The sequence below is a fragment of the Terriglobales bacterium genome (genome assembly GCA_035487355.1).
Classification (GTDB): Bacteria; Acidobacteriota; Terriglobia; order Terriglobales; family Acidobacteriaceae; genus QIAW01.
Map to the genome: position 1 here is coordinate 51,172 of DATHMF010000022.1, position 24,177 is coordinate 75,348.

General features: G+C 52.8%; 27 protein-coding genes. 7 read left to right on the plus strand and 20 right to left on the minus strand.

The genetic code is table 11. The features are described from left to right. Positions 1-91: 91 nt before the first annotated feature. The 7 genes from VK738_04365 to VK738_04395 all read right to left on the minus strand — a co-directional run bounded on the left by VK738_04365 (position 92) and on the right by VK738_04395 (position 4,892). Positions 92-331 (minus strand): hypothetical protein, encoded by a 240-nt coding sequence (locus VK738_04365; GenBank protein HTD21862.1) that lies wholly within the window; start codon positions 329-331, stop codon positions 92-94. Between the two features lie 169 nt (positions 332-500). Then, on the minus strand, positions 501-1,037 hold the full coding sequence (locus VK738_04370; protein ID HTD21863.1) for a hypothetical protein: 537 nt from the start codon (positions 1,035-1,037) through the stop codon (positions 501-503). Further along, on the minus strand, positions 1,034-2,908 hold the full coding sequence (locus tag VK738_04375; protein HTD21864.1) for a hypothetical protein: 1,875 nt from the start codon (positions 2,906-2,908) through the stop codon (positions 1,034-1,036). The genes VK738_04370 and VK738_04375 overlap by 4 nt, the downstream gene beginning before the upstream one ends. A gap of 82 nt (positions 2,909-2,990) precedes the next feature. Next, complete coding sequence (locus tag VK738_04380) at positions 2,991-3,440, minus strand: hypothetical protein (protein ID HTD21865.1); 450 nt, start codon at positions 3,438-3,440, stop codon at positions 2,991-2,993. Then, entirely contained in the window at positions 3,437-3,754 is a 318-nt protein-coding gene (locus tag VK738_04385; protein ID HTD21866.1) for a hypothetical protein, read from the minus strand. Before VK738_04385 ends, VK738_04380 begins: the two co-directional genes overlap by 4 nt. Positions 3,755-3,878: 124 nt before the next feature. Further along, complete coding sequence (locus tag VK738_04390; GenBank protein HTD21867.1) at positions 3,879-4,496, minus strand: hypothetical protein; 618 nt, start codon at positions 4,494-4,496, stop codon at positions 3,879-3,881. Positions 4,497-4,505: 9 nt separating this feature from the next. Next, positions 4,506-4,892 (minus strand): hypothetical protein, encoded by a 387-nt coding sequence (locus VK738_04395; GenBank protein ID HTD21868.1) that lies wholly within the window; start codon positions 4,890-4,892, stop codon positions 4,506-4,508. 40 nt (positions 4,893-4,932) lie between these two features. Between VK738_04395 and VK738_04400 the strand changes: the two genes are divergently transcribed. Continuing rightward, positions 4,933-5,091 carry a hypothetical protein gene (locus VK738_04400; protein ID HTD21869.1) on the plus strand — a complete coding sequence of 53 codons (159 nt, stop codon included), beginning with the start codon at positions 4,933-4,935 and terminating at the stop codon, positions 5,089-5,091. Between the two features lie 34 nt (positions 5,092-5,125). On the opposite strand, the gene VK738_04405 is transcribed toward VK738_04400, so the two are convergent. The 4 genes from VK738_04405 to VK738_04420 all read right to left on the minus strand — a co-directional run bounded on the left by VK738_04405 (position 5,126) and on the right by VK738_04420 (position 8,491). Continuing rightward, positions 5,126-5,422, minus strand: a complete 297-nt coding sequence (locus VK738_04405) for a hypothetical protein (GenBank protein HTD21870.1) — start codon at positions 5,420-5,422, stop codon at positions 5,126-5,128. A gap of 322 nt (positions 5,423-5,744) precedes the next feature. Further along, complete coding sequence (locus VK738_04410; GenBank protein ID HTD21871.1) at positions 5,745-7,241, minus strand: hypothetical protein; 1,497 nt, start codon at positions 7,239-7,241, stop codon at positions 5,745-5,747. 105 nt (positions 7,242-7,346) lie between these two features. After that, on the minus strand, positions 7,347-8,129 hold the full coding sequence (locus tag VK738_04415; GenBank protein ID HTD21872.1) for a hypothetical protein: 783 nt from the start codon (positions 8,127-8,129) through the stop codon (positions 7,347-7,349). Beyond that, complete coding sequence (locus VK738_04420; GenBank protein HTD21873.1) at positions 8,129-8,491, minus strand: hypothetical protein; 363 nt, start codon at positions 8,489-8,491, stop codon at positions 8,129-8,131. The genes VK738_04415 and VK738_04420 overlap by 1 nt, the downstream gene beginning before the upstream one ends. A 230-nt stretch (positions 8,492-8,721) precedes the next feature. Between VK738_04420 and VK738_04425 the strand changes: the two genes are divergently transcribed. Next, positions 8,722-8,844, plus strand: a complete 123-nt coding sequence (locus tag VK738_04425) for a hypothetical protein (protein HTD21874.1) — start codon at positions 8,722-8,724, stop codon at positions 8,842-8,844. A 1,022-nt stretch (positions 8,845-9,866) separates the two neighbouring features. Here the strand turns inward: VK738_04425 and VK738_04430 are convergent. The 8 genes from VK738_04430 to VK738_04465 all read right to left on the minus strand — a co-directional run bounded on the left by VK738_04430 (position 9,867) and on the right by VK738_04465 (position 17,462). Then, the gene (locus VK738_04430; GenBank protein HTD21875.1) at positions 9,867-10,454 is read right to left on the minus strand and encodes a DUF416 family protein; all 588 of its coding nucleotides are present in this window, start codon (positions 10,452-10,454) and stop codon (positions 9,867-9,869) included. A 41-nt stretch (positions 10,455-10,495) separates the two neighbouring features. Continuing rightward, positions 10,496-10,927, minus strand: a complete 432-nt coding sequence (locus VK738_04435; protein HTD21876.1) for a hypothetical protein — start codon at positions 10,925-10,927, stop codon at positions 10,496-10,498. A 30-nt stretch (positions 10,928-10,957) separates the two neighbouring features. Then, complete coding sequence (locus VK738_04440) at positions 10,958-12,553, minus strand: hypothetical protein (protein ID HTD21877.1); 1,596 nt, start codon at positions 12,551-12,553, stop codon at positions 10,958-10,960. A 12-nt stretch (positions 12,554-12,565) separates the two neighbouring features. Continuing rightward, the gene (locus VK738_04445) at positions 12,566-13,129 is read right to left on the minus strand and encodes a hypothetical protein (GenBank protein ID HTD21878.1); all 564 of its coding nucleotides are present in this window, start codon (positions 13,127-13,129) and stop codon (positions 12,566-12,568) included. A gap of 397 nt (positions 13,130-13,526) precedes the next feature. Continuing rightward, positions 13,527-13,886 (minus strand): hypothetical protein, encoded by a 360-nt coding sequence (locus VK738_04450; protein ID HTD21879.1) that lies wholly within the window; start codon positions 13,884-13,886, stop codon positions 13,527-13,529. A 741-nt stretch (positions 13,887-14,627) separates the two neighbouring features. Further along, positions 14,628-16,067 carry a TonB family protein gene (locus VK738_04455; GenBank protein HTD21880.1) on the minus strand — a complete coding sequence of 480 codons (1,440 nt, stop codon included), beginning with the start codon at positions 16,065-16,067 and terminating at the stop codon, positions 14,628-14,630. Positions 16,068-16,307: 240 nt separating this feature from the next. Beyond that, positions 16,308-16,694: a response regulator gene (locus tag VK738_04460; protein ID HTD21881.1), complete on the minus strand. Its 387-nt coding sequence runs from the start codon at positions 16,692-16,694 to the stop codon at positions 16,308-16,310. Positions 16,695-16,727: 33 nt separating this feature from the next. Then, complete coding sequence (locus VK738_04465) at positions 16,728-17,462, minus strand: PilZ domain-containing protein (protein ID HTD21882.1); 735 nt, start codon at positions 17,460-17,462, stop codon at positions 16,728-16,730. Between the two features lie 553 nt (positions 17,463-18,015). On the opposite strand from VK738_04465, the gene VK738_04470 reads away from it, so the two are divergent. Genes VK738_04470 through VK738_04480 form a run of 3 tightly spaced genes read left to right on the plus strand, consistent with a single transcriptional unit; the run spans position 18,016 to position 21,924 of the window. Then, the gene (locus tag VK738_04470) at positions 18,016-19,002 is read left to right on the plus strand and encodes an HD domain-containing phosphohydrolase (GenBank protein HTD21883.1); all 987 of its coding nucleotides are present in this window, start codon (positions 18,016-18,018) and stop codon (positions 19,000-19,002) included. 9 nt (positions 19,003-19,011) lie between these two features. After that, positions 19,012-21,549: a response regulator gene (locus VK738_04475; GenBank protein ID HTD21884.1), complete on the plus strand. Its 2,538-nt coding sequence runs from the start codon at positions 19,012-19,014 to the stop codon at positions 21,547-21,549. Positions 21,550-21,555: 6 nt separating this feature from the next. Next, positions 21,556-21,924: a response regulator gene (locus VK738_04480; protein HTD21885.1), complete on the plus strand. Its 369-nt coding sequence runs from the start codon at positions 21,556-21,558 to the stop codon at positions 21,922-21,924. 46 nt (positions 21,925-21,970) lie between these two features. Here the strand turns inward: VK738_04480 and VK738_04485 are convergent, their stop codons facing one another. After that, complete coding sequence (locus tag VK738_04485; GenBank protein HTD21886.1) at positions 21,971-22,654, minus strand: response regulator; 684 nt, start codon at positions 22,652-22,654, stop codon at positions 21,971-21,973. 279 nt (positions 22,655-22,933) lie between these two features. On the opposite strand from VK738_04485, the gene VK738_04490 reads away from it, so the two are divergent. Together VK738_04490 and VK738_04495 are read left to right on the plus strand one after the other, a co-directional pair. Continuing rightward, on the plus strand, positions 22,934-23,572 hold the full coding sequence (locus VK738_04490) for an RNA polymerase sigma factor (GenBank protein ID HTD21887.1): 639 nt from the start codon (positions 22,934-22,936) through the stop codon (positions 23,570-23,572). Next, entirely contained in the window at positions 23,560-24,147 is a 588-nt protein-coding gene (locus tag VK738_04495; protein ID HTD21888.1) for a hypothetical protein, read from the plus strand. Before VK738_04490 ends, VK738_04495 begins: the two co-directional genes overlap by 13 nt. Positions 24,148-24,177 lie beyond the last annotated feature (30 nt).

The window sequence follows — 24,177 nt, forward strand, 5'->3', positions numbered from 1 at the left end:
AGGATTCAATCTGTGGACTAGGGGCTCTCGTCCAATAAAAAAGCCGCCATCGGGCGGCTCAACCCCAGATACGCAAACTCCGAAATGCTTTCTACGCCTCCGACTCCATCTGCGGAATCGGAATCAAAGGCTTGTATTCAACGATCTTGAATGTAAACGACAGGTAGCCCTCTTCCATGCGCGGCTCGTCGAACTCTACTTCAAAATTTTCCGGAAAGCGGCACACCCGCTGCATCAGCGTGTGCTGGCTGCTGTCATACGCCTGCGCCAGGATCTTGAACTCCAGGCCTTTGCCCTCTTCCGATTGTGTAACAGTTGCTTTTGCGATCATATGATTTGGCCAGCCTTCGGCCGTCATCTTTCAGGAGCTATATAAACAGGAGCCATATAAAGAAGATAGGGATAGACAAGCTGAGAGCAAGTCTTTCATCCGTAGCACCGGCGTCCCGCCGGCAGTCGCTCTGTTTTTCGCTAGAGATTTCTAGTGATGATTTTCGCTCTCATGGTTTTTCTGGAGTATCGTAGCTGTTGCTGACGCCGCCACCCAGATACGTGCATACTGCAGATGTCCGGTGAATTTGCCGCATTGCCACCGTGTGAAGCGGCTGCCGTTTTAGCCGGGGTAGCAGCTTCGTATATTTTTCATACTCATAGACTCCGCCCATAACGTCATCCACATTGAGCTTGCGTTTCGTGGTTCGAATCCAACCATCATTGATGAGATTGAACTCATTTTTTACGTCTTTGCGGCGAAACCAAAAATGCACAAACTTGCCGCGAGTTCTGCTTTTGTTCCAGAACGCAAAGTACAGATTATCGCCCTGATCATCTTCTTCCGTTTGTTGAGGTTGGTAAAAATAGCTGAAACTTAGACGACCGTATGAGTAAAGGTCTTCATCCACCCAGGGACCGTGGCTGGGACGCATCGTGCAGTCGAGCATTTTCTGAACTTCACGCTGGCTTGGCTGCTGTGCTCCAGCCGCTGCTGAGATGAGTAGACTACACACGACAACGCAAGAGAATATTACAGACTTCATTTCTTTTCCTTTTTCTTCATCCTCTCGATTCTTCTCAGTTCGTCCTGAGTATTGTCGTACAGCATTACGTAAGTAGGTGTCTTGCCCCACACAAAAGGTCCGTACGGCTGATGCAAATTTACACTTTCGCTACCAATCTTACGTTTGCCCTTATCGAGGGTGTTGTACCGATTATTAAAAGGCATTCTATCCCCAGTTGGGTCAATTCCTCGTAAATCTTCTTCCCGAGATGTACGCACAGCGTTCAATGCTTGCCGGTACTGCTCCGAATTGGCAAATTTCCGGTCTTTGATTTCGGATGGCGCCGTACCCACAAGACCTTGTCTCGCATCCCCCAGATTCCGGTCGGCATTGATAATGGCATGGGCTTGCGCTACTCTCGCCTTCTGCAGGTCTTCCGGCGTGGAGGGGCCAGGCAGAACGTCACGATCTTCGTTAGCAATTATGTTTGCCGCCTGATATCCGCGTAGCTTGTTGATTTTAGCCGTGTCCCAGAACTCAGGCGCCAGCGACGGAGGTTCCGGCCGCGCATCCAGGCTACGTTTCGCCAGCCTGACTTGCACGTCGCTATTCAGTTTTCTTGCATATTGGTTCGCCTCGTCCACCTGCCCTTTGGCCAGCAAAGCGGCCAGATTCGACCTTTCTTGCGGCGAAACGTGCGCCCACTCGCCAGAATGCTCTAGATTGTCTACATCCCGGACACTTTCTCGTGTGCTGGGCAGGTTGGGGCCATAAGGCAGCCACTTTTCTACCGGATGGTCCCTATAAGCTTTCTCAGCCACCTCTTTAGCATAGGCATTTGCGCCCGCTCGGTTGCCGCTAGACATCATATTCCCCAATTTCTTTCTGTCCTCCGCGGATACAAGCTCCCACCCATGTAATGGATAAGGCGCCGCCGGCACGTCATTCCCTCTGTTAGCTTGGTACTGCCTAACCGATTCCTTCCAGGCGCTTTGGTTAACCCCTGGTGGAGCTGGCGCAAGTGGGGGACTGAGGTAATTAATCGGGTGTTGAAACTGTCTATGGTGTCCTTGCTGATTCTGCGCTGTGGTCGTTGCCATCGGCTGCCCATTCGAGGCCGACAGGCTGGCGGGCCTATATTGAGCTGAAGAGGCCAGCGCGTTGCTGGTCTGGGTCGGCTGCCCACCCATGCCATTCGACGCATAGCCATAACGGGCCGCCAGGCGATTGAGTTCCTGGTCCGTCAATCCACCGAACCCATACAATCCTCTCAAAGTCTGAAGTGCCGCCCTCTGTCGGATCGCCGTCACCGGATCGTTGAACGTTGACGGCGCCTGTGTGGTCGGATAGGCCGGCGCCTGTGTCGTCCGGTAAGCCGGTGTCAACCCCAGCCCGCCTGACCCGTTTCCACCCACTCCGCCATTAACGTTCCTGGCCAAGGGCCCTGAAGGAATTCCGTTCCAGTCTGACGGTCCAGCCAACGGAAGTGGCCTGGAAGAAATCGGCTGGGGGTTCCAGCCGCCAAATCCACCGTTAGCGTTCTGGCCTAAATTCGTTTGCCCATCGAGAACCCTCTGCCCGCTCGCAGGAGTTTGAAAAAAGCCCGACCCCAACCGCGTACCCTGCTGTGATTGTGTGCCTAAGCCCAGTGGTCTCTCCAGTCCACCTGGTCCCAACCGCCCCAAAGGAGCAGGCGCAGAGGTCATAGTTGCTGGCTGCCAGAGCGGATTCCCTGAGGCCCCCATCCCTGGTTGCGCCTGTTTCTGCTGATTAAGCAGGTACCTCCTCATGGCAATGTTTAGCAATGCCGGATCTGTGCCATAGAGTTGACCGGGCGGAGGATAGTAACTGGGAAGCGGCCCAGATTGCTGATTGGCCGGTCCCTGGTTCCAAAATAACGGTGCCATCATTCATGTCCTCGTAGAACGGAATTCATTGCCCAATAAAAAAGCCGCCATATGGCGGCCAGTGCGTCTTGCTCGAAAGGCTCTGTTAATAGAAGGTCATTCTCAACTTAGGAGCTTTCTCATCAGACCCCTCACGGCGGCGCTCCGATGATGGCTTCAAAGATGTAGCGCCGGTTCTCGGTTTGTCTTTTGGCTGGTCTAAAGCCTCGTGTGATTGCTGCCGGCTGCCCGTCTCGCCAGCCTCCCAGAAGCTGCAACACCCGTTCTTGGGATCTACGATCTTCAGCCCGTTACTGCTGTTTGGTACCTCCGGATCTTTAAGTACGGTCTCCTGATTGCAAAATTTTCCGTTCTCCAGGTACTCACACGTGCCGCAGCGCTTCTCCACCGGAGACTCCACGTAACCGCTGACCTCAGTGCCCGATCCTGCCGCCGCGCCTGAACCATGCGGCGTTGAATCACGCCAACCCTGGTCCGTGCCTTCAGAATTCATGTTGCTGCTGCGCAACTCACCTTTGTTCCAGCCCGCTTTCATTGGTCTTGGGTGGTAGGGGAAGCCCATGGCTCTGCCTCTTTCTTTCCGCGCGCTGCCTCATCGCGCAACTGCTGCTGATGCGCCTTACGGTCAATTTCAAACTGCATCTGATGGAACGACATCCTGCGCGGCATCTGTGTCCCGGCCTTGTCGCCCACGCGTCCCGCTCTGTCGATTGCAGGCAGGTTGCGCTGATAAAGCAGCGCATTCAGCAGCCCGCGATTTTCTTCCTTGAGCTGCCGGTTTTCCTCTTCCAGGTGCAGCACGTACCGCGAGGTCGTTATCCACGCCCAAAGCTGTCGTAGTTTTTCCATGGTGATTGAATGTCGATTGAAGTTTTGTAACTGGGGTGTTAGCCGTAGTGATTGCTTACGACTCAGTCGCCAACTATTTGCGAATGGCAACCGAGTACCGAATACTGACAACTGAGTACTGCTTCTAAATCGGCAGCTCTGCCCAGGTGAACGAGGCAATTGCGCTGAAGGCGGCGCTTGATGTAAGCGAGATTGCAGTGCCCGGTGCCACGATGACTGCGCCCGCGACCTCATCTTTTATAAACGGAGGCACGGCCGTCGTCGCCGTTGCCGAGATCGAGGGTGCATGGAGCGCCCGAATCACAACTGGCGCTGCCGGAAGCGTAGCCGCGCTGTCGGCAAAAGCTACAGAGCTGGCCCCGGAGCCGAGCAGAGCATTCCGCAGTGTAACTGGGGTTGTATGGACTACCGCCGCCGCTGTCGGGTTCACGTTGGCGGCGAGTGCCACCCAGTTCGTTGCCGCCGCGGCTGTGGAAGTTTGCGCCAACAGGATTTCTAACAGCACCAGGTTCTTACCGGAACCTGCAGGGTTTGTCAAAATCAGTCCTGTTGCCGTAGCATTCAAGTTGGTAATTGCCGTGCCGGCTTGCAGCGCGGCGATAAAGACGTTGCCCCTGTAGACCTGTTCGTAATATCTTCCATTCAGCTCTGAAAATATCGCGTCCGCCAGTCTGCCGAAGCGAAGGTTGGGTGTTGCTCCGTCCTGATACGATTTTGGTCCTACTTCACCTTGTAGAAGCATTCAAATCTCCTAGTTGACATCTGCCTCGGACACGTTGCCATCTTGGAAACTGAATGGCGAGAAGTCTTGCGGATCGGCCAAATTCCCCTGGCACGCAAGAGAAACCATTGCCAATCTCATGGCCCGAAGTTCCAGCAGAATTGAGCTCAGCAGGTCATAAATCCCATTTGGGCTGATGTTTAAATTCCCATTTTGGTCAGTGGAGAACGTCCGCAGGTTCAACGTATCCGTTCCGCCCGTCTGAATAGCGACAGGTGGGGCTGCTTTCGCTGGCGTACCGTCCGCTGCATCCTGCACAGACTGATTAGTGGTCAGTGCCACCGTTCCCGAAACCGGCAACGGACTTGTGACCTGGGTTCCACCCACTCGGTCAATGTTTACGTTTTGCTCGCTCATATAAAAACCTCATAATCCGTTCAATTGTGATTGGATATAGGTGCGCATAGCGATACAACACTCGCGCTTCGAGTTCTTCCTCAATCTCGGTTGGGTGGTGCTTTCTGGCATCAACGGCGATCTCTTCCAGCTTGGCGTCGTTGAGGAGAAGAGATCTGACATGAAACTTCCCATTGCCATTCAGGTACTTTCGCGCTAGGGGATGACGAATCCAACAAAATCTCATGCATGGCTCACAACGGCATCGCCGCGGGGAAGTCTTCAATCTGTGCAAACTGTACGGCCGCGGAATTCACCAGCTCAACGTAACCCAGCACGCTGTTGGGGGTAAATCTTCCCAGGAATTCAATCGTCTCTCCGCCCTCATGCCGCACCGCCGGCGAGCTGGCGCCCGGAATTCTCACCACAAAGGGCTGTAATGTAGAGACCGATTGGTCATTCTGCTTGAGGCGGATCCGCGAACAGATACTCTGCACAATGATCTGTTCGCCCTGCCCTACATTGTCAACCGTGAAAAGATAAGTGACCATGGTGATTTCAGTTATGCGGTGATGAATCGGATACTAGAGCGTTTCTAGCGTGGCCATACCTTTCGGCGTGATCACGTGTGAGGGCACGACTTTACAGGTTGCGGAGAAACTCAATTTAGTTTGATCTTTCGGAGAGGCACAGCTTTAGCTGTGCCGTCAAGCTCTTGAAAATGAACAACTCCGCTCTGCCGAAAGCAAGCGCACAACGAAGTGGAGCGCCAGAATCGATGTTTTTCTGCAGCCTCTTTAGCCGGGCCGTTAAGCTACTGAGATGAACAACTCCGCTCTGCCAAAGGCCGACGCGTAGCGAAGTGTCAATAACCTAACCCCTCCATGCTCCCGCCTTGGGTCGGCGAAAGAATTTGATCGGCTTGTCCTTCTTCTTTTCCTCACTGGCAAACTTTTGGTACATCAGCGTTCGGCTGTGTAAGTCGTCCGTTGTAATCTGTGCCAGAACTCGGTCCTCAATGGGCATCTTTCTTGAGCCCAGGCGGCTCTTAAGCGCGTAGCGGGCCGAGTCAGCGGCGTCATCGCCCTCGAACTTTGCGCAGTCTTCCACCTTGCTGTCGTCGCGGCTCATCTGGGGAAGCGTAGAAATGAGCTTGTCACAGTTTGAACCGATGAACAGCTCACCCCGCTCCAGCATCTCCCGCATCAGCATCCAGCCTCCAATGCGGTCATCATCCGCTCGTTGCGGTGATGGCAGGCCGTTGTGGATAAAGATCTGCCGCATCTGCTCCGCGATGCTGTCTTCGCTGGTTCTCTGCGCGAAAGCATCTGGCGAGAGAAAGATGCCGTCAATTTTCTCCAGGGCATACTGGCATCGGTCAACAATCTCTTGTGCCAGTGCTCGCGGTCCGATATGGTTGCGTACCAGTTCGCGATAGATATTGGTTACTTTTCCGTCTTGTGCACACCAATGAGCAACCGCGTCATGCTGGAATCCCCAGTCAATGCCAATCCATCGCGGATGCCAGCCTTGGATCCCCATCTCTTCCGGTCGCTTGACCTGTTTTGTTGGATCAAAATTGTCGAAGTACTGTCCTGCAAAGACGTCCCAGCGGCCCAGTAGGTGTCCGATCTTCAGGCTCTCCGGAAGCCGGTTGAGCCTTTGTCCGTAGTCCGAGCGCGTGATGAAATACTCGAAGCGCTTGCTGTCTTCCCAGTCGTAGTAATCATCTTTGGTGAATCCATCTTCCACCAGGGCAGGCCGGCACCACTCCACGTTGTCCCAGCCATAGGCTTGCAGGAAGGCGTAGTCCTCGGGGTCTTCATTTCCTTTGTACTGCTTGTCGTGAAATACCCGCTTAAGAAATGCATGGCCCACGCCTCCCGGATTGGGAAATAACCCCAGTTTGCATTCGTCGCTGCCCTTTCCTGGCCAGCGGTTGCAGGTCTTCAGCAGCAGTAGTTCGTCTTCGGAAAGCTGCTCCGCTTGGTCCACGCATATGTCCATGTACTCTTTTCCCAGGTAGGTGTAGATGTCCTTCGGGTGTTCTGCATAGCCAAAGACGACGCTGGAAAAAACTCCGTCCCCGAATGGGATTCGTAATTCACGGTACTTGTCCGTGTAGAACTTACGAAGCTCTGGAAACTGGCGGAAGAGAGGTTCAATGTGGTTCTCGTAAAGCTGTCCATAGGTGCGCCGGAAGATGAGCCCGCGCGTCCCCGGATGCAGGCAGCGCCGGTAAATCTGCACCATGCGCGCTCCAACACTCTTGCCCCCGCCACGAGCGCCGCCATAGCCAATCCAGCCCGCCTTGGATTTTTCAAAAAGCTCCAGAAGCTGCTGTTGCTTCGGCTGAAAAGGGAAATACATTGAGAGTCCAAAGCCATCCAAAATCACTCCTCTTGTTCACTGCGAAGGCACTTCAGAATGTTCCTTAAATGTTCGGCTCGGTCCTGCTCGAAACCATTCTTGACATTACTGGGTCGTATAGATTACCCAGGCGGTCTGCGTGGCCGTGGCCGCGTCGGTGTTGATGCTGATAAAGTCGCCAGGGTCCAAAGTCCCCATAAACTCGGTTTGCAGCATCGATAAATTACCAATCGAGCCTGCATTAAAGATCGCGTTGGCGTTTGCGGGTGCTCCGGCATTAGGCACAACGTTGACTGCCACGGTACGAGCAGTGCCACTATTGTTCCAGTACCAAATCAGTGAAGTCTGGATAAGCTGCAGAGCTGAGGGGAAGCCTATCAACGATACGGTCTTGCCTGCTGGGACAGTAAAGACCGTGTTGGCTCCGGCGCTCAACGACAGAAGGCGAGAATCGAAGATCGGAGCCGAATTGTCAAACTCAACGATGTACGCCCACACCGAAAGCCCGGCGGCGCTGTTGTTCACCGCAAACTTTTCGCCCGCATGAAGTAGAAACGGAGCCATTGAATTTGCGTGGCCGACAGACCCCGCTGCAACGTTGTTCGCTATGAAGTCGAAGGTGTGGTACACGCCGCTGGTATCTTTAAATTGAGCGACACATGTAACCGCGCTGGCGTTGCCGATTGGGTTTGTAAACATCGTTTCCAGCACGAGCGCGTTACGCCCGGCTGGTACGGTGTAAAGGTCTACATTCCCAGAAGCGGAGCTGATCGCATACGCTGCCGGGAATTTCGCATTTGGGACCGTGACCGAGATCGGCCCAAACGAAACCACGTTGTTCGAAGTGGAGGATACGCCGGATGGAGTTGTGTCGTTGACGGATGGCATTATCTTGATACCACCGCTGTAACGGCGCCGCCGCCGCTCTGGCTGACCTTCTTCACGCGCAGGAATTTATGCCGCTGAACGTTCAGGTTTACGTTCTCGCCTGCTGTGTTCGAACTGGAGAAGATGGAAAAGTAATTAAGGTCGGCGTCGGTGTCCGCAATCTGCACGTCAACCTGCACCGAGGCTGGGGCAGAAGCATATGTAATAAGAACGCTTACTCCCACGTCGTCAGTCCCATAAACGTTTCCAATGGCGACTTGCTGGCTGGCTTGGGGAGGTGTGGGGTTCTCATTATTGAAAAGTGTTACTGAGTCTCCTGGGTAAATTGCAAATGGCGGGGAAGCATTACTGTAATTTGGCATGTTTTCTCTTCCGGGCAATGCGGGATAGATTGCGCTTCTTACTGCGCAGCAAACGTTCGTCACAGTCCTTTGCGTGTTTCAGGCGGTGACGTAGCTTGAGAAAGCATCCTCCGCAAAATGAGCAGCGATGTTTTCTGCGTACCAATGGTTTGAACCGTGAGTTTGGTTTCAAAGTAATGATTGTTCTCAAGCGATGCGCTTGTGATGTTTTTCGTCCGGCAGGGTGGAGCTTGAGTACACCTTTCCCTGCAGATGGCCGGTTGCGCACAGCAGGGGCTGAGGACTACGCCCGCGAGGTTGATCCCGCTCAGACGGCTGCAGCCAATGGCTTGGCCGCGGTCGTCATGCGGTAGAGAACGAAAAACCGTTAACCTGGTTTATTTATCGCATAATTGAGAGATGATGTAAATCGTTTGGTGCCACTTTGATACCATCATGCGAAAAGAACGGCATTGTGTGATGCAGTTTTCAGTCTAACGCGCTGTAAAACATCTGTAGCCCACTTTTTGGTGAATGGGTCACGAATGCGAGTGACCAAAAGCCCGCGATTTATCTGGCCAGGTACCTCGTCTTGGCGTTTTTGCGCGATGGAACCAGAGGCAATCCTGCCTCATATCTCCGGATGGATTCCCGCAGGGAAAGAGAAGTCGGAAATAGAACTATCTTCCCAGATTTTTCTACAAGCAAGGGACAGTTGCCTATCATGGGATGCGGAGTCTTTCCCTCAAGGTACTCTTTCAACTCGTAATGGAATATCCATCCGTATGGCTTCTCAACGGTAGCATCCGGCAAAATCACGACTTCATGTCCGAGGGCCTCCAAATCCTCCGGTTCGAGCGGACCGGTACGCGACCCTTTGCTTCTTAGTTCTCGAGATGAGCGGCTTCCTTCCTGCTTATGTAGATCAATGGTTTGGGACCGCCGTTGATCGAATAGATCGGAACTCGGTTGGCGTGGCGTGACAAATGGATATCTCCTGGTGTTTTCGCTGGTATCCCCGGTGAAAAGAAGAACGATGCTGGCAGGGCACGTCTGGAATACACCTCTCCCCGCAAGATGGCCGTTGCGCACAGCAGGGACTGAGGACTGCGTCCGCGAGGTTAAGGTCCTCTTACGACGACCGCAGCCGGTGGCCCGGCCACGGTCGTCATCGGTGTCCAAGGAGGTTATGAAAATCCCTTAACCTGAATCATTTATCGCATGCACGATTTCATGATGTAAATCTTTTGGTGCCACTGTGATACCACACGTGAAAATAGGCCGCATTTTGCTTGATTCTCTTAGAAGTCTAGCATTGCCAATATAGTTTCAGAATAGGATCCACAAGATATCAGCCTTTCTGTGTTCATCTATGTCAGATCAGAGCAGAGAGCACTCACGGCAGAAACTGCGCTGCTTCTTCCTCAGATCTTTGCCGTAGTTCGTTCAGAGTCACTGCTTTGTGAAGCAATTCAGCCAGATCACGTTGCTGACGTGCGAGTTCAGTTTGTACGAGTGAATGAGAGAACAGACGATCATTGAGATCTACAGCATTGATGCTGATATTCTCATGACGCATAACATACTCCTCAAGCGTCTCACAGGTGCATTGTGCCGCCCAAGCAGCTTCCTGCGCGGAGCCAGTTCGGTGACACTCAAGCGCATAGACTGCCGCCGATGGCGCATCGTCGGCCACAATTTGTCCTGGCACCCATGGACTTTCCTTTTCTTTCGGAATCAATTTCATGCAGATCTCAATTGCTGCCTGAATTTCCGTCTCGGACACCCGGTTTTCCGCAAGGTCATTCCAGAGATGACTAAGAATGTTCTTGAGAGTCGCCGGGTTTCCTCTGCCTGTTAGCGTCGAAAACCTTGAATACAAAACCAGCATCCGTTCAGCACATGCAGCAGCAAACGCCGCTCGAAGCTGCCGCGGAAGACGGTCGATCTTTTGTAAAAGTTCGGTTTCGTTGAAACGAAGCATCACTGCCATCTTACAAGGATAATTTAGATCTTTACCTCGGCTTATGTATCTATGAACTCCTCAACGCGTGCATGGGAAATCCCCAACGATCTCAGGACATCCAAAGCTCGCTTCGAAACGACGAGTCGGCAGATAGGTGCGATCCCAAAATCGTCGCGCCCAGCTTTTCCATCGGCTTTCAACCAAACGAACTTCGGCACTTTGCGCTCGGGATAAATGTCCCTAAACTGCTCTGAGGTACTGACTTCCACCTCATCGAACTTCACACCTGTTGCTCCCATTGCCTCGAGTTTTTTCTTCGCCGATTCAGTAACAATAAACACGGGAAAGCTGGTCAAAAGCACATCGCCGAGCCACCCATCGAATTCGTAGTGCAGTTTACTCAAAACTGGCGGATGGGCACTGCGGTCAGACACTACCGTATGCTCACCCCATCCACCTGCCACCTCTGGTTTAATGACACAGTATTCCATTGAGATTCCTTATATCATGATTCCAGCTAGTTACTTGGGTGGCTTAAACTTCGAGCGAAACTGCGCATCAATTTCTGCAACTTTCTGCAAGAATTGTTCACGTGTCGGATTTGGATTTAATTCATAAAACTCGTTCAACTTCTGTCTTATTTGGCTGAGGTGCAGGTCAGGATTAAGCTCCTTTGGGATGCCGCGCAGGTTCTCCAGGGCATGGATTTCTTCCTCCGTGAAAAGGCCGGGAAATTTCCTTAGAACTTGTTGTTCGATAGCGTGGTGGACCCAGACTTTTCCTCTAAGTTCTGGGTGAGCCTTAAAGAAGGTCTCACGGTAGTTAGTGGAAGGCGCCTCCTTTTCCTGCAGCATCGTTGGCCTTTGCTCCGAAGCGATTTCCGGCTTTGGCGATGTGCCCTCTGATATTTTGCTAACTGAAGGAACGTCACTGGTAGTAGTGGTTACACGTGGAGCAACATGATAAACGTCGGCTCCATCGCCGACTTTGGAAAGTGCACTTCCGGCGCCTTTCGTGACCAGGCTTACCGGGTTAGGGATGAAGCTTCGCTCCGGCGCCATTGACATCGCTTGCCCAATGCGCGAAATCCCCTTACCTGCCATCGTGGGCAAATCGTTGGTCTGGGCGTCTTCATAGAGCCCGCCAATCAGCGGACCGACCAGGGGCAAGCCGGCTGCAGCGGAATTGATAGCAACGCCCGTGTAGTCGCCTTGTTGCCCTGCTTGCTCTGCGCGGTCAATGTTCGCGCGAGTTGCGTCGTAATACCCTTTCGCGGCACGCCCCACTGTAGTGAGGCCAGTTGTGTAGGCTCCGGCTTGCAAGCCTTGGCTGATAGCTTCCCCTAAAGTTTTGGGCCTCTGGTCTATAGGGTGAAGCATGAAATCTGGCGGCTTAACCAGAGAGCCAACGCCCTTGGCAGCTTCCCAGATGTCTTTGCCGGCTCCGGCGGCAGTGCGCATCTCGGCGTTATCAATTGCATCATTGAGATCGAGAAGTTGCTCCCAGGTAGACTTTTGCGGTTGCGGGGGATTTACACGCACACCTCCGATGTCGGAAAAATCATTCGACGTCGCCGGCGTTGCTTGGCGTTGTAGCTGAGTCGGCGTGATGGACGTGTGTCCACTAGGTCCAGTGACACGCTGTCCTCCTATGTCGCTAAAATCGAATAGCCTTGTCTCTGGCGCAGGCCACTGTTTAAGCCAGTCAGGAGGGTCTTGCAGGGCGCGCGCACCCATGTCCCCAAAGTCGCTGAAAAAGCCCCCGGATGGCAGTTGTCCACCAGCCTCCCCGACCCTCTGTCCTCCAATGTCGCTAAAATCCAATGGCGTTGTTTGCTGATTTTCACTTGCTGAGACACCGGCACTCTGTGGCTGTCTCGATGTCGCAGTAGCTGTAGTAGTCGGCCACTCTTTCAACCACCCCGGATGGTTCTGTACGGAAAGCGGCCCCAGATCGCCAAACCCGCTGAAAAATCCCCCGGATGGCTGTTGCGCATCAACTCGGCCGACGCGTTGCCCGCCCAGATCAGAAAAATCAAATTCTTGCACTGGCGGTGGCGCAACCCGCTGTCCTCCAATGTCGCTAAAATCCAATTGCTCTTCTTGCCCATCTGGCATGGAGTATTGCTCCTACCTGCCTAGGACTCTTAGGCCCGGATCGCGCTGCAGCGCCTTGCCCAGGTTCTCGTGCGGAATGTCATGAATTCCGCCCCGCGAATCCTGAAAACGAACCATTCCCTGTACTGGTGCTCGCATGGCTCCGTTTTGCGGTCCGCTGAGCATCGCCGTTCTCCCCGCCAGGAGTGGACTATTCTGACGCAGCCCACCGTGCCCCATTCCCGTATTGGGCATCGGCCCTGTGCTTCTCAGCCCGCTTCCTAAAAGACCGCTGCCTGTGCCCAACCTCGTACCGGTATTCAGGCCGCCTCCTAAAACGCCAGCCCCAAGTCGCGGGCGTGGACTCGCCAATCCACTGCCCAAAGTATTCGTACCGCCGTCGATAACTCCCGTTCCGGGTTGGGCCCGTTTGCTCTGCTCGAGCAGATACCGCCGCATGGCGATATTCAGCAGTGCCGGATTCGTGCCATAGAGCTCGCCCGGCGGCGGATAGTAGCTGGGCAGAGGCTGAGTTCCGGTCTGCTGCGCTGGTCTAGGCCCTTGGCTTAGTGGGTTCTTTCCAAATGTCATTGCCATAATTCATGTCCTGCCATAATTCCATGACGCCCGCTTTATACTTCTCCCAGCACTCTGAACAGAGAGAGAAGAAATAGGGATATTGCTCGGTATCGGTGATCTGGTCGCAGTCAGTGCAAGCCCCAAGCATTTTTTAGCTCCTCTACGGCCGAATCTGCTTTTCGTGGCGATGGGTTTTCCCACACAAGCTCTAATTTCCGCGTCCGATGCTTCTGCTTCCTCGCCGGCTTGCTCCGCTTCTCGGGCGCCGGCTCTTCGACCGCAACTTTCTGCGTGGAACACTGCCGGCAATATTTCTCTTGTGTCCCGACCTGGCGCGTGAAATTGCGGGCGCACCATTCACAGGTTTTTAGCTCGTAAGCAACAGCCGGCGGCGCGGATGGGGAATAAGTGGGAATCATCGTGGCAAGCCCTTCGTGGCAACTCGCGTTGCTTTGTCGTCTTGTTCAAACGGCCATGCGGAGATCTTTTCTGCAATTCGTTTGAGGCGGTGGCTTTCTTCCTTCCCGTCGCTGTGCAGCACCTGCGCAAGTGCATGAAGCTCGGTCTCCTGGCTGGTAATCGAGCAGTTTGTACGCTTGGGATTCTTTTGCAGTGCCCGGAAGCGCATGACCAATTTGGGATCCTTCAACCGGGAAATGCGTCGGACTTCACCCAGCTCTTCAAGACGGGCAGCTTCGGTTTTGCTTATGTAGATCATTGGCTTGGGACCGCCGTTGATCGAATAGATGGGAACTCTGTTAGCGTGGCGTGACAAAGTGTATCTCCTGGGGCTTTCGTGTTATCCAAGGTGAAAATAAGAACAAGGCTGGCAGGGCAGGTTTTGAACACACCTCTCCCTGCCAGATGGCCGTTGCGCACAGCAGGGGCGGAGGATTGCGCCCGCGAGGTTAAGGTCCGCTTACGACGACCGCAGCCGGTGGCCCGGCCACGGTCGTCATCGGTGTCCAAGGAGAATATGAAAATCCCTTAACCTGGATCATTTATCGCATACGCGATTTATGATGTAAACCTTTTGGTGCCACAGTGATACCACACGCGAAAATAGGCCGCATTTTGCTTGATTGTATTGGGAAATTGGACCATCATGAATCCGGATTACGCCCAGCATTCCAGAATGCGGGGCGAAGGGTGAGCGTGACGACCCTGAGCGCAAGCCAGGGGAAGCAGTGCGGAGCCTTAGAATAAGAGCCCCAGAGGTCTTTGAAAATTCGCAAAAGCAGTACTCGGTCCTGAGCACTCAGAAACGGCCCGCGGATGATATATATCCAGTAAACACCGCAGACGATACGGGACAGCTCAGCAAGTGTCCCAATACGACAGCAACTTTCCCCAGTAAATACGAGGCGATCGTGCCTATTTCAGAAGGTTCCGACCACTTGCAGCAAGTGGGGGGTGGGGGCCAACTTTTCTGGGTTTTCGCCGCGTCGGTTTTCTGCCGGGAAGAGACCAAACAGGCCTGAATCTGACAATAACGTTTTAATGTTTTTGTGTAAGGTTATCGGGAAAGCTGGAAGTTCAAGCTGACTCGGCTTTCTATGGGTGTCGCCTTGCCGTCTACGATGATAGGTCTGAAGCGCCAATGGCGGAGTGCCTCTTCCGCGCTTCTGGCCAATATCCCTGGTCCGCTCACTGCTTTGACGTCCTGCACTTCACCTTTCTCGTCTACCACAATAGTGAGCTCGACGAGTCCTTCCACTCTTCCTTGTCTGGCAGCCAAGGGATACATGGCAGGGACTTTACGGATGACATAGCTCTCAAGGGTTGCAGCTGAAATTTGAACTCGCGTGATTTCAGTAGTGGTCTTGCCGGCTATCGCGCTTGAGGTAGCCTTGCTGATGGGGGCAGAAGGCCGTATCGCCGTGGGCGTCAGCTCTGCGGTCGTTCCGGCGGTCTGAGTCTTCGTGGGTTCAGCGGTTTTGCTGACTGATGTCGAGGCCTGTGTATTCCGGGCAGCTGTAGTATTCAGTTCCGCCGATGGTGCTGGCATGACTGCCTGTATCACTGCAGTCTTTGTAGCGTCCGGTTTTGATGCCACCTTAACGAGCGGTTGAGGTTCCGCTTCGGAAATAGTCGTTGCGGGCAGAGTGTCTCCCCTGAGTGTGTGGGGCGGAGACTCCATCTTGATGAGTGCTGATGGAGCGCCCGTGGCAGCAGATGAGGTTGTGGCCGTTGGTGTTGTTGATTTCACTGGCTGGGGATTTGCTGCAATCGGTGCCGCATTTGTCTGTGTTGTACCGAAAGCAATGGTGTCTGTTCTGGCTGTGTTCACCGAAGTAGTAGGCTGTACCAGGGCAGGCATGGGCGCCGTCGTTGCACGCTGAGTCCGTGCTTGAACTGCAGTTGTAGTCGTTGCTGCGGCCGTCGCCGGAGGCTGTCCGGAATCAAGAAAGCTGAGGGATAGCATAGTGTTTACTAAATCTTCCAGTTCATTATCATTAGTGGCCTTGAACTGAAATGTGATGACGTAATCGCGTAGCACGATGCAAACCAGCGCCTGGCGAACCAATACACTGTTGGGTGAGGTCGATCTCAGATCAATCCGGTCGAAGTCTTTGCCGCCGAAGATGTAGTGCTTGTCTCCCGGAAGCGTCTCAAATCCACTGGGCATGGCGGCTATGGCTAAAAAATCTTTTCCGGTTTTGATGTTGCCGTTCTGCCGCAAAGGCTCCGCCTGAATTGCGATGTAACTTCCATTTCCCGCATTTGCGGAGCTGGCTGCAAACAAAGGATACACTTGGCTTGCCATGGTGAGTCGTGTCGCACTGCCTGACCACCCTGCCGGAAAGCGGTAGGAAAATCCAAAATAGCTGTTCACATATTGTTGTCCGTAAATGATGCCGGTGTCAGGATGGGATTCCGCATCCTGCGCCAGAGAAGGCGCAACGATGAACAACATTCCCGCGAGAATGGCGAGCAAACATAGAAGCTGCTTCATGGTCCCCTCCGCTACAGAGACCTGCATCTTTATTGATTTTTAACTTGCGTCCGATGTTGAAACAGGCTGTGCGGGCGCTGCCCAACATCGTTGGACCAGGGGGGTACAGGGCCACTATACTCCCGAAAAACATCCTCAAGCCATGGCGGACAGTACGAAAGTGCTGGTCTTGTATATTCCCTTTAGTAACTATAACCACTTAGTAAACATTGAAAATATTGGAATTGCTTGCTTGGAGCTTTATGTCTCATATTCGATTGCGTGGGCAGCGTTGTGCTGGGCGTTGTGTGTTGCTCCAGATTCATACAATTCTTCCATGCTGGCTACAACTGCCATCAGATCGAGCGTCGCTTTCGGTAGACAATAGGTAGTTCCACTGAGCACCATTACGGGAATACCGGCCGTCACCGGATTCTCTTTGAGGCGCCTCAAGATTTCTTCCCCAGTCATTTTGGGCAGAAACAAGTCCAGCAGGATCAGATCAAATTCTCCCTCTTGCTGCGCTAATCTCAGTCCCTCTTCGCTGTCTTTGGCTACTCGGACCTCAAATCCATTTCCGGATAGAGTCTTTTCCAATGCGGCCCGCAGGAATTTGGAATCGTCGATTAGCAGAACTTTAGCATGCATAATATCTATTTCCCCTTTTACAGTTTTTCTGTCTTAGTTCACCCGGTCGTTATGTTCTTTGGAAATCATCTCGTCCATCATCTTGGCCAAATGAGTTGCCAGCCATTGTTCAAGCAGAGCAAACTCTCTTTGCGGGACGAAAGAGAAGCACATGCCGGCACGGGTCCGGCCGTCTTTGTTCACCACGTGAGCCACCCGGCCGTTTACATGAATCAGGATAGAAGTTCCCGGAAGCTTGAATCCAATGGATATCTGTTGGTCCGTCTGCACTGGTTGTGGGCACTGGAACGCCAGGCCACCCGCGCTGAGGTCAATAATTTTCCCTTCCACCTGCCCTACTCCAATAAGGTTTGCGGTCACCGGGATGTCAACCACATAGCGTGCTGACCGTCGGCGCTGCAGCAGTATGTTTCCGTACGCAGCCCGCAGGCAATGTGTAGCCTGATCAACGCTCATAGGCTTATAGATCATAAAATTCGCTCCGGCGCTTGTCGCTTCGTGCATTTCCGGAGCTCCGCCGACGATGGCCACTGCCGTGGACTTGGCATTTTGATGAGACTTGCGCAATGCGCTCATGACTTGAGTAGGCTCATCATCACTGTTCCAATCCAGAATCAATGTGTCCAATTTGCGGTGAGTGACCACATCAACCGCAGCGTCGGGCTTGCTGCAGACTTGCGTTTCAATCTCAAAATTATCCAGCACTTGGTTCATTACAGAGACCACTTGGGCATCACTGGTGAGCAGAAGACCTTCGAGGCGTGTCATATCGTTCGTTAATACCTCACTTTATGAAGACTTAAACTCTATTGTTGGCACGTGAGCGGCCAAACTGCTTACACGCTCGTAACCGCCAATTTACCAACATCTTAGGGCTATCCTGTGCACTTTCCCAAAAAGAGGTATTACAGATTCGGGAAAAGCTTGTCCAGTTTCTAGACAAGACAGATAACTGTGTGGAATTTGAAAACTGGATATCCAAGCAAACCTTTCCCTTAGATACCTTGGTCAAAGCCCCGGTTCGGGATCTTCTGCGCGGTTTAATCTCGCAAACGGAGTTTGCTAATCATGAGGTCTGGACTTGGATTCCCAAAAATCTCCCTAGCGAATGTTGGGCGCAATTTTCATTGTTCTATTTCAGGAATCGTGTCATTTTGGGAATTGTTGTAAAAAGGCCTGGGAATTACGTTGGTAACTTGGCAAGCTATCGTTATAAAGTGATACTCACAATGCGGTGTAGTAATATTTATCACCTCCTCCCCTCCCTCTGGATAGGTGCGAATATTTTTACATAAGTCAACTCCCTGGAGGCGTTTTAGCCATGGCCAAGATTCTGGTGGCAGACGACGACCCATCGAATCGTGAACTTCTAAAAGCAATACTGCAGGCGGAAGGGTTAGAAATCGTTACAGCATCCGACGGACGCCACGCGCTGGAAGAGTTTGTGCGTACCAAACCGGACTTGGTTTTGTCCGACGTGGCCATGCCTTATATAGATGGTTTTGAGGTTTGTCGGCAAATCAAGCGAGATCCGGAAAAACGGTTAACCCCTGTTGTTCTGATCACCGGTCTTTCCGCGGTCGAGGACCGGGTGCGAGGGATCAAAGCCGGAGCGGACGATTTTCTGAGCAAACCCCTCGAGCGTATAGAACTGGTCGCTCGAGTGCATTCGCTGTTGAATCTGAAAGCTTACACTGACGAATTGGAACGGGCGGAATCGGTTCTTTTTACGTTGGCGCGAAGCATCGAAGCCAAAGACCCTTACACCCATGGACACTGTGAGCGTTTAGCGGAGTGTTCCGCTCGCTTAGGCACGCGTGTCGGGTTGAATCAGGAGCAGATTATTGCATTGCGCCGGGCTGGCGTGGTTCACGATATAGGCAAAGTGGCGGTTCCCGATACGATACTGCTTAAGCCTGCGAAGCTGACCGAGCAGGAATGGCAGGTGATGCGCGAGCACCCGGTCACAGGTGAAAAAATATGCAGCCCCCTCAAATCGTTTCGTATTGTACTTCCCATCATTCGCCATCATCATGAAAAACTCAACGGGTCAGGGTATCCCGACGGCCTGAAAGGCGACAATATCCCACTTACCGCCCGGGTTCTTCAGATTGTTGATGTGTATGACGCACTGACGACGGAGCGTCCCTACAAGCAAGCTTTGTCTCCTGCAGAAGCATTCACCACCATGGAAGATGAAGTAAGACGTGGGTGGTGGGACCGTGATCTATTTCAGCAATTCCAGCTTGAAGTCGGACTTCCCCAAAGAGAACAAGGCACAATCAGTAGCGCCAGTGCATGCGCCTGATGAGTCCTCATGAATCAACCGTCCGCCATGCCCGGGGAAAAAGTTCCTACCGAGCCCATTGAGAGAAGAATCGCCCTGGGACTGAGTGTCGCTGGTGTAGTTGTCCTACCCCTTCTATTTCTTTCTTACCGCAACATCGCCATGATCGGTTTGATCTTTGTGCTGCTGGTTCTGGTGTATTACGCGCTGCAACGGGATATCAAAGGCCGCACCCGCGCCCAAGAAGCTCTGCGCGAAAGCGAGCGGCGCTTTCGACAGATGGCGGAGAATATTCAAGATATCTTCTGGATACGCGATATCCAAACCGGCCACACCATTTATGTCAGTCCAGCCTATGAGAGGGTTACAGGGCACAGTTGCGAGCGTCTTTACAAAGAACCATCGTCATGGGTCGAGTTCATTCACCCCGAGGATCGTGAGCGAATGCTCAATGCGACCGAGACAGAAAAAGGCTCCTTCAACCAGGAATATCGCATCGTTCGGCCCGACGGTGACGTTCGTTGGTTCGCCGCTCACGCATTTCCCGTCCGCAACGAGCAGGGTGAGACCTATCGTGAGGTCGGCGTAGCCCGCGACATCACCGAACGCAAGCGAGCGGTAAGCGCTTTGAGTGAGAGCGAGGAGCGGTACCGCAAGTTATTTGAATTAACCCCTTATCCTATTTGGATTTACGACCGTGACACCTTGCAGTTCCTGGCGGTCAACAATGCGGCAGTCCAGAACTACGGCTACTCCCGGGAAGAATTCTTAGCCATGACTATTAAGGATATCCGTCCGCAGGAAGATATTCCGGCGCTCCTCGCGAATTTGGATTCTCTTTCCAATGGAGAACGCAGGTTTGGTCTCTGGAGGCATCGCAAAAAGGATGGAAGTTTGATAGATGTAGAAGTCACCTCATATTCTCTCGTTTTTGCTGGCCGTCCAGCAGACTATGTTTTGGCGATTGATGTTACAGAGCGAAGGCATGCAGAGGAAGAAAGGCATCGCCACCAGGCACTGATCGAACAACAAAATAGAGAGCTCGAGTTGCGCCGTCTGGAGGCCGAGCGCGCCACGCAATTAAAAAGCGCATTCCTGGCCAGCATGAGCCATGAGTTGCGCACACCTTTGAGTGCCATTATAGGGTTTTCAGAGTTGTTGGCTGAAATGACTGCCGGTGACCTCAACGAAAAGCAGCAACGCTATATCGAACACGTGCGTAAGGCAGCTCATCATTTACTCGACCTCATCAATGACATTCTCGATCTCTCCAAGATCGAGGCCGGTCAGCTTGAACTGCAACCTGAAAACTTTGTATTGATGGACGCTTTGCCCGAAGTTCTCTCCACGATCAACCCTCTTGCCATGAGAAAACAAATTCAGGTGGAAAGCATGGTTGGCCCTGAGCTTGCGCTTTATGCCGACCGTGTCCGCTTCAAACAGGTCTTTTACAACCTTGTCAGCAATGCTGTAAAGTTTACGCCGGTCAAGGGAAAGATACGCATCGAAGCGGCACAGGAAGAAGGTTTCGTCCGTGTTTCCATCACCGATAACGGAATTGGAATTTCGCCCGAAGATCAAAGAGTGGTTTTTGATGAGTTCCGGCAGGTGGGTGTAACCACGAAAGGGGTCAAGGAAGGTACTGGATTAGGGCTGGCCATCACCCGAAGAATAGTTGAACGGCACGGAGGCAGAATCTGGGTGGAAAGCGAGACCGGCAAAGGTAGCCGCTTCAGTTTTACTCTCCCGGCTGGAAAATGGATGTCAGTAGCGAAGGAGAAAGCTGCTGCTCCAGCCTTCCGCAAGCGTGAAAAGCCTCTAGTTCTGGTGATTGACGATGAGCCGGCGGCCCGCGAACTGCTTGTGACTTTTCTGGAACCCGAAGGTTATCAGGTCGTGACTGCAAGCTCTGGAAAAGACGGAATCATATTGGCCAAGCAGTTACGCCCCGATGCCATCACCCTCGATATGCTCATGGCCGGCAAGAATGGCTGGGAGACGATATTCCAATTGAAGCATGATTCCGGCTCTGCTGATATTCCCATCATTATTGTGTCCGTAGTGGATGAGAAGAAGGCAGGTTTCGCACTTGGGGCCGCTGAGTACCTGGTCAAGCCAATTACCAAAGAGGTTTTGATATCAAAGATCGCAAAGCACATCGGACTTGTGGCGGGGACCTCGAACAAGATTCTGATCGTGGATGATGAGCCTGCAACCTTGGGTGTGTTGGAGCAAATGCTTCGTTCGGTAGGATACGATCCCGTTCTTGCTACTAACGGCAGGCAAGCTGTGGAGAAACTGTCCCAGTTCTCGGTTCGGGCTATGCTTTTGGACTTGATAATGCCTGAAATGAACGGCTTTGAAGTCATCCAAAAAATGAAAGACCACGCCGTTTGGTCAGAGATTCCCATCTTTGTACTGACCGCGAAGGATTTGAGTCATCAGGAAATTGAACTGTTGACACGCCAGACTCATGCTTTCTTCAGCAAGGGCATTCCCTGGAAAGATACTCTGCTTGCGGAAGTTCGTAAGGCCGTGCGAGTGGCCAAAACTTCCACTTCCGCATAAATAATTATGAAGCGTATCCTGGTTGCCGATGATGATGCTGTCTTGCGTGAGATGATTCACGATACTCTTGGTGTTCTTGGGTACGAAGTGACTCTGGTTGAGAATGGTGATGAGGTGCTTCAGCAACTTGCCGGCTCCCCTCCCGATCTTGTTCTGCTGGATATACAAATACCTCTTCTCGACGGCATTTCGGTGGTGAAGAAAATTCGTGGGAACCCTGAATTGGCCGGTCTCAAGGTTGTCGCGCTATCAGCTTTTGCCATGCGCGGCGACGACCAGAAGGCTTTGGATGCAGGTTTCGACGCCTACCTGACCAAGCCGATTAGCATCGCCGATCTCCGCAAGAAAGTTCAACAGATGCTGAACATCCTGTGAGTTAAAACACAAGACTAATAAGGAAACAGAAAGAAACCATTCAGGCTCATAACAGGTAACTGGTGATGAACTCGCGGATAAACTGCTTGTCCTTTGCGGTTATAGTTGTGAATTGAATCCCCGTACGTCCTTTCCTTTCATCCACCCAGGCAACTGCACCAGTTATGCTGCTGTTTGAGTTTTGCCCCGGCACACGAAGGGATAATAGTACAGTTGTTCCGGGCCCGCCGATACCGCTGATTTCAATGAGAACCCCACCTTCGCTGATGTTAACCCCCGTGCCTTTAACAGTTTTAGGACCAATTTCGCATGTCACTTCAGTCTGAAGTGGAACGCGAATGTAACGGCGTTGGTTCTCAAACATGATGCCGCGGGCAATTTTGAACAGCTTCGCTAGCTTGGGTCTGTCTACGGGTTTTTGCAGGAAGAATGTTCCTCCTACGGCGAAAGCCTGCGCCATGACTTTTGGATCATCGTGCCCGGTGACGATGACGATGGGCGTCGATCGGTTCGACGGCGATTGCCGGATCTTGCCCGCAAGTTGAAATCCATTCATTTTTGGCATTTGCAGATCAAGGAAAATGCCATCAAATCTTTCACGTTCCACCAGAGCCGCCGCCTCCTCGCTGTCGCCAAGCGGGCGAACTTGTGCCTCAAAACTCGCCAAAACCTGGGCCATCAAATCAAGCATTAGCGGGTCATCTTCCACCACGAGTATTTTCAGCGACATGTGAAGTTCCTAGACCACGAACCTGTTGTCCAACGGCTCACCTGGCTCCCTGGGACTGGCCAGTTCGATTGAGTATAAGAGAAGATTGTATAACTAGCCGTAAAAATCCGGATGTAATAATAAGGATGTACATCGCTTCCTGCAGACCGGGTCAACGGTCCCACCTGATAGAAAGATAGTCTGCACCTGGAATGAGCCATTGGGAAATTCTTACGCAAGATACCCTTACCCCGGCGATTCTGGTTCGTCTTAAATGTACAGTCCACGCCCGAAAAAATAATGGAAGCATTCGCCAAATTCGCGCAATGGAAAGTAGGAGCAAACGCGAAAGCGCTGAACCTACCGATGAGCGAAGCGGAATCCAGCGACTACGAGTTGCTCCGGCAACTCGCCAAAGGCGACGAAACGGCCTTCCGGGCCCTTTACGAGCGTTACCAAGGATTGATTTACCGTTTTGCGTTACATATGGGCGGCGACAGCGCAACAGCGAAAGAGACTACACAAGAAGTTTTCATGCTGCTGATCACCAATTCGAAGGCTTATGATCCCGCGAAAGGCTCAGTTGGCGGATATCTGTTCGGCATGGCGCGCAATCTGACCCGACGAAGTCTGCAGCATGCGCGCCTGGAAGTGCCGCTGGAAGAAGAGGGAATGGAAAGCGAAGAGAGCCTGGTCGCAAATGGCATTGATGCTCTCGATGGACTGACCAACGCAGAGATGCTCGACTGTCTGCGCAAAGCTGTGCAGGCACTGCCGGAAGCATATCGAGAAACTGTGATTTTGTGCGACTTGGAAGAGCTGAACTATGCCGATGCCGGGGAGGCGCTGGGGTGTTCACCTGGCACTGTGGCATCGCGCCTTCATCGCGCCCGGAATCTACTGAAAGCGAAATTGAAGAGTAAACAATGCGTGAAATAAACAAATTCGAATCGGAAGAGCGGCTGGTTGATGCCTTGCGGCATCTGGCGCAAGAATCGCCCCGCAATGCGCCACCAGAACTTGGCAGAGCGCTGTCGAGCGCATTTCACCGCCACCATCGGCGGCGCAGAGTAAAAAATGCTGCAATCGCCGCCTTGGTAATCGTCTGCCTTTCTTCCGCGGCATGGCTGCTCACCAAAACATCGCAGAAACCAGCGCCGCAGGTAGTGAAGCATAATCCGGCTCCGGCGTCCCCGGTTGAGAAGACAATGACTGCGAACGTGCCTCGCATGCAGGAAACGAAGAAGGCTGTGAAGCACGTACCCGGGCGCGGTATTCCACATCACAGCGATGCCCAGCTTGAGGCGCGGCAGGACGGCGATTTTCTACCGCTTCCATCCTATGATCCCGCGGCTACAGAAGGTGAGCTGCGGATCATTCGGGTAGAGATGCCGATCCAGGACCTTCGCTTGGTAGGAGCGCCGGTGGGCGCGGATGTCCCCAACCGGCGGGTTCTGGCCGATTTTGTGGTCGGCCAGGATGGCATCCCTTACGGTGTGCGATTGGTGCAATAGAGAGTTTTTCTGCTTTTAATAAGGAGAGTG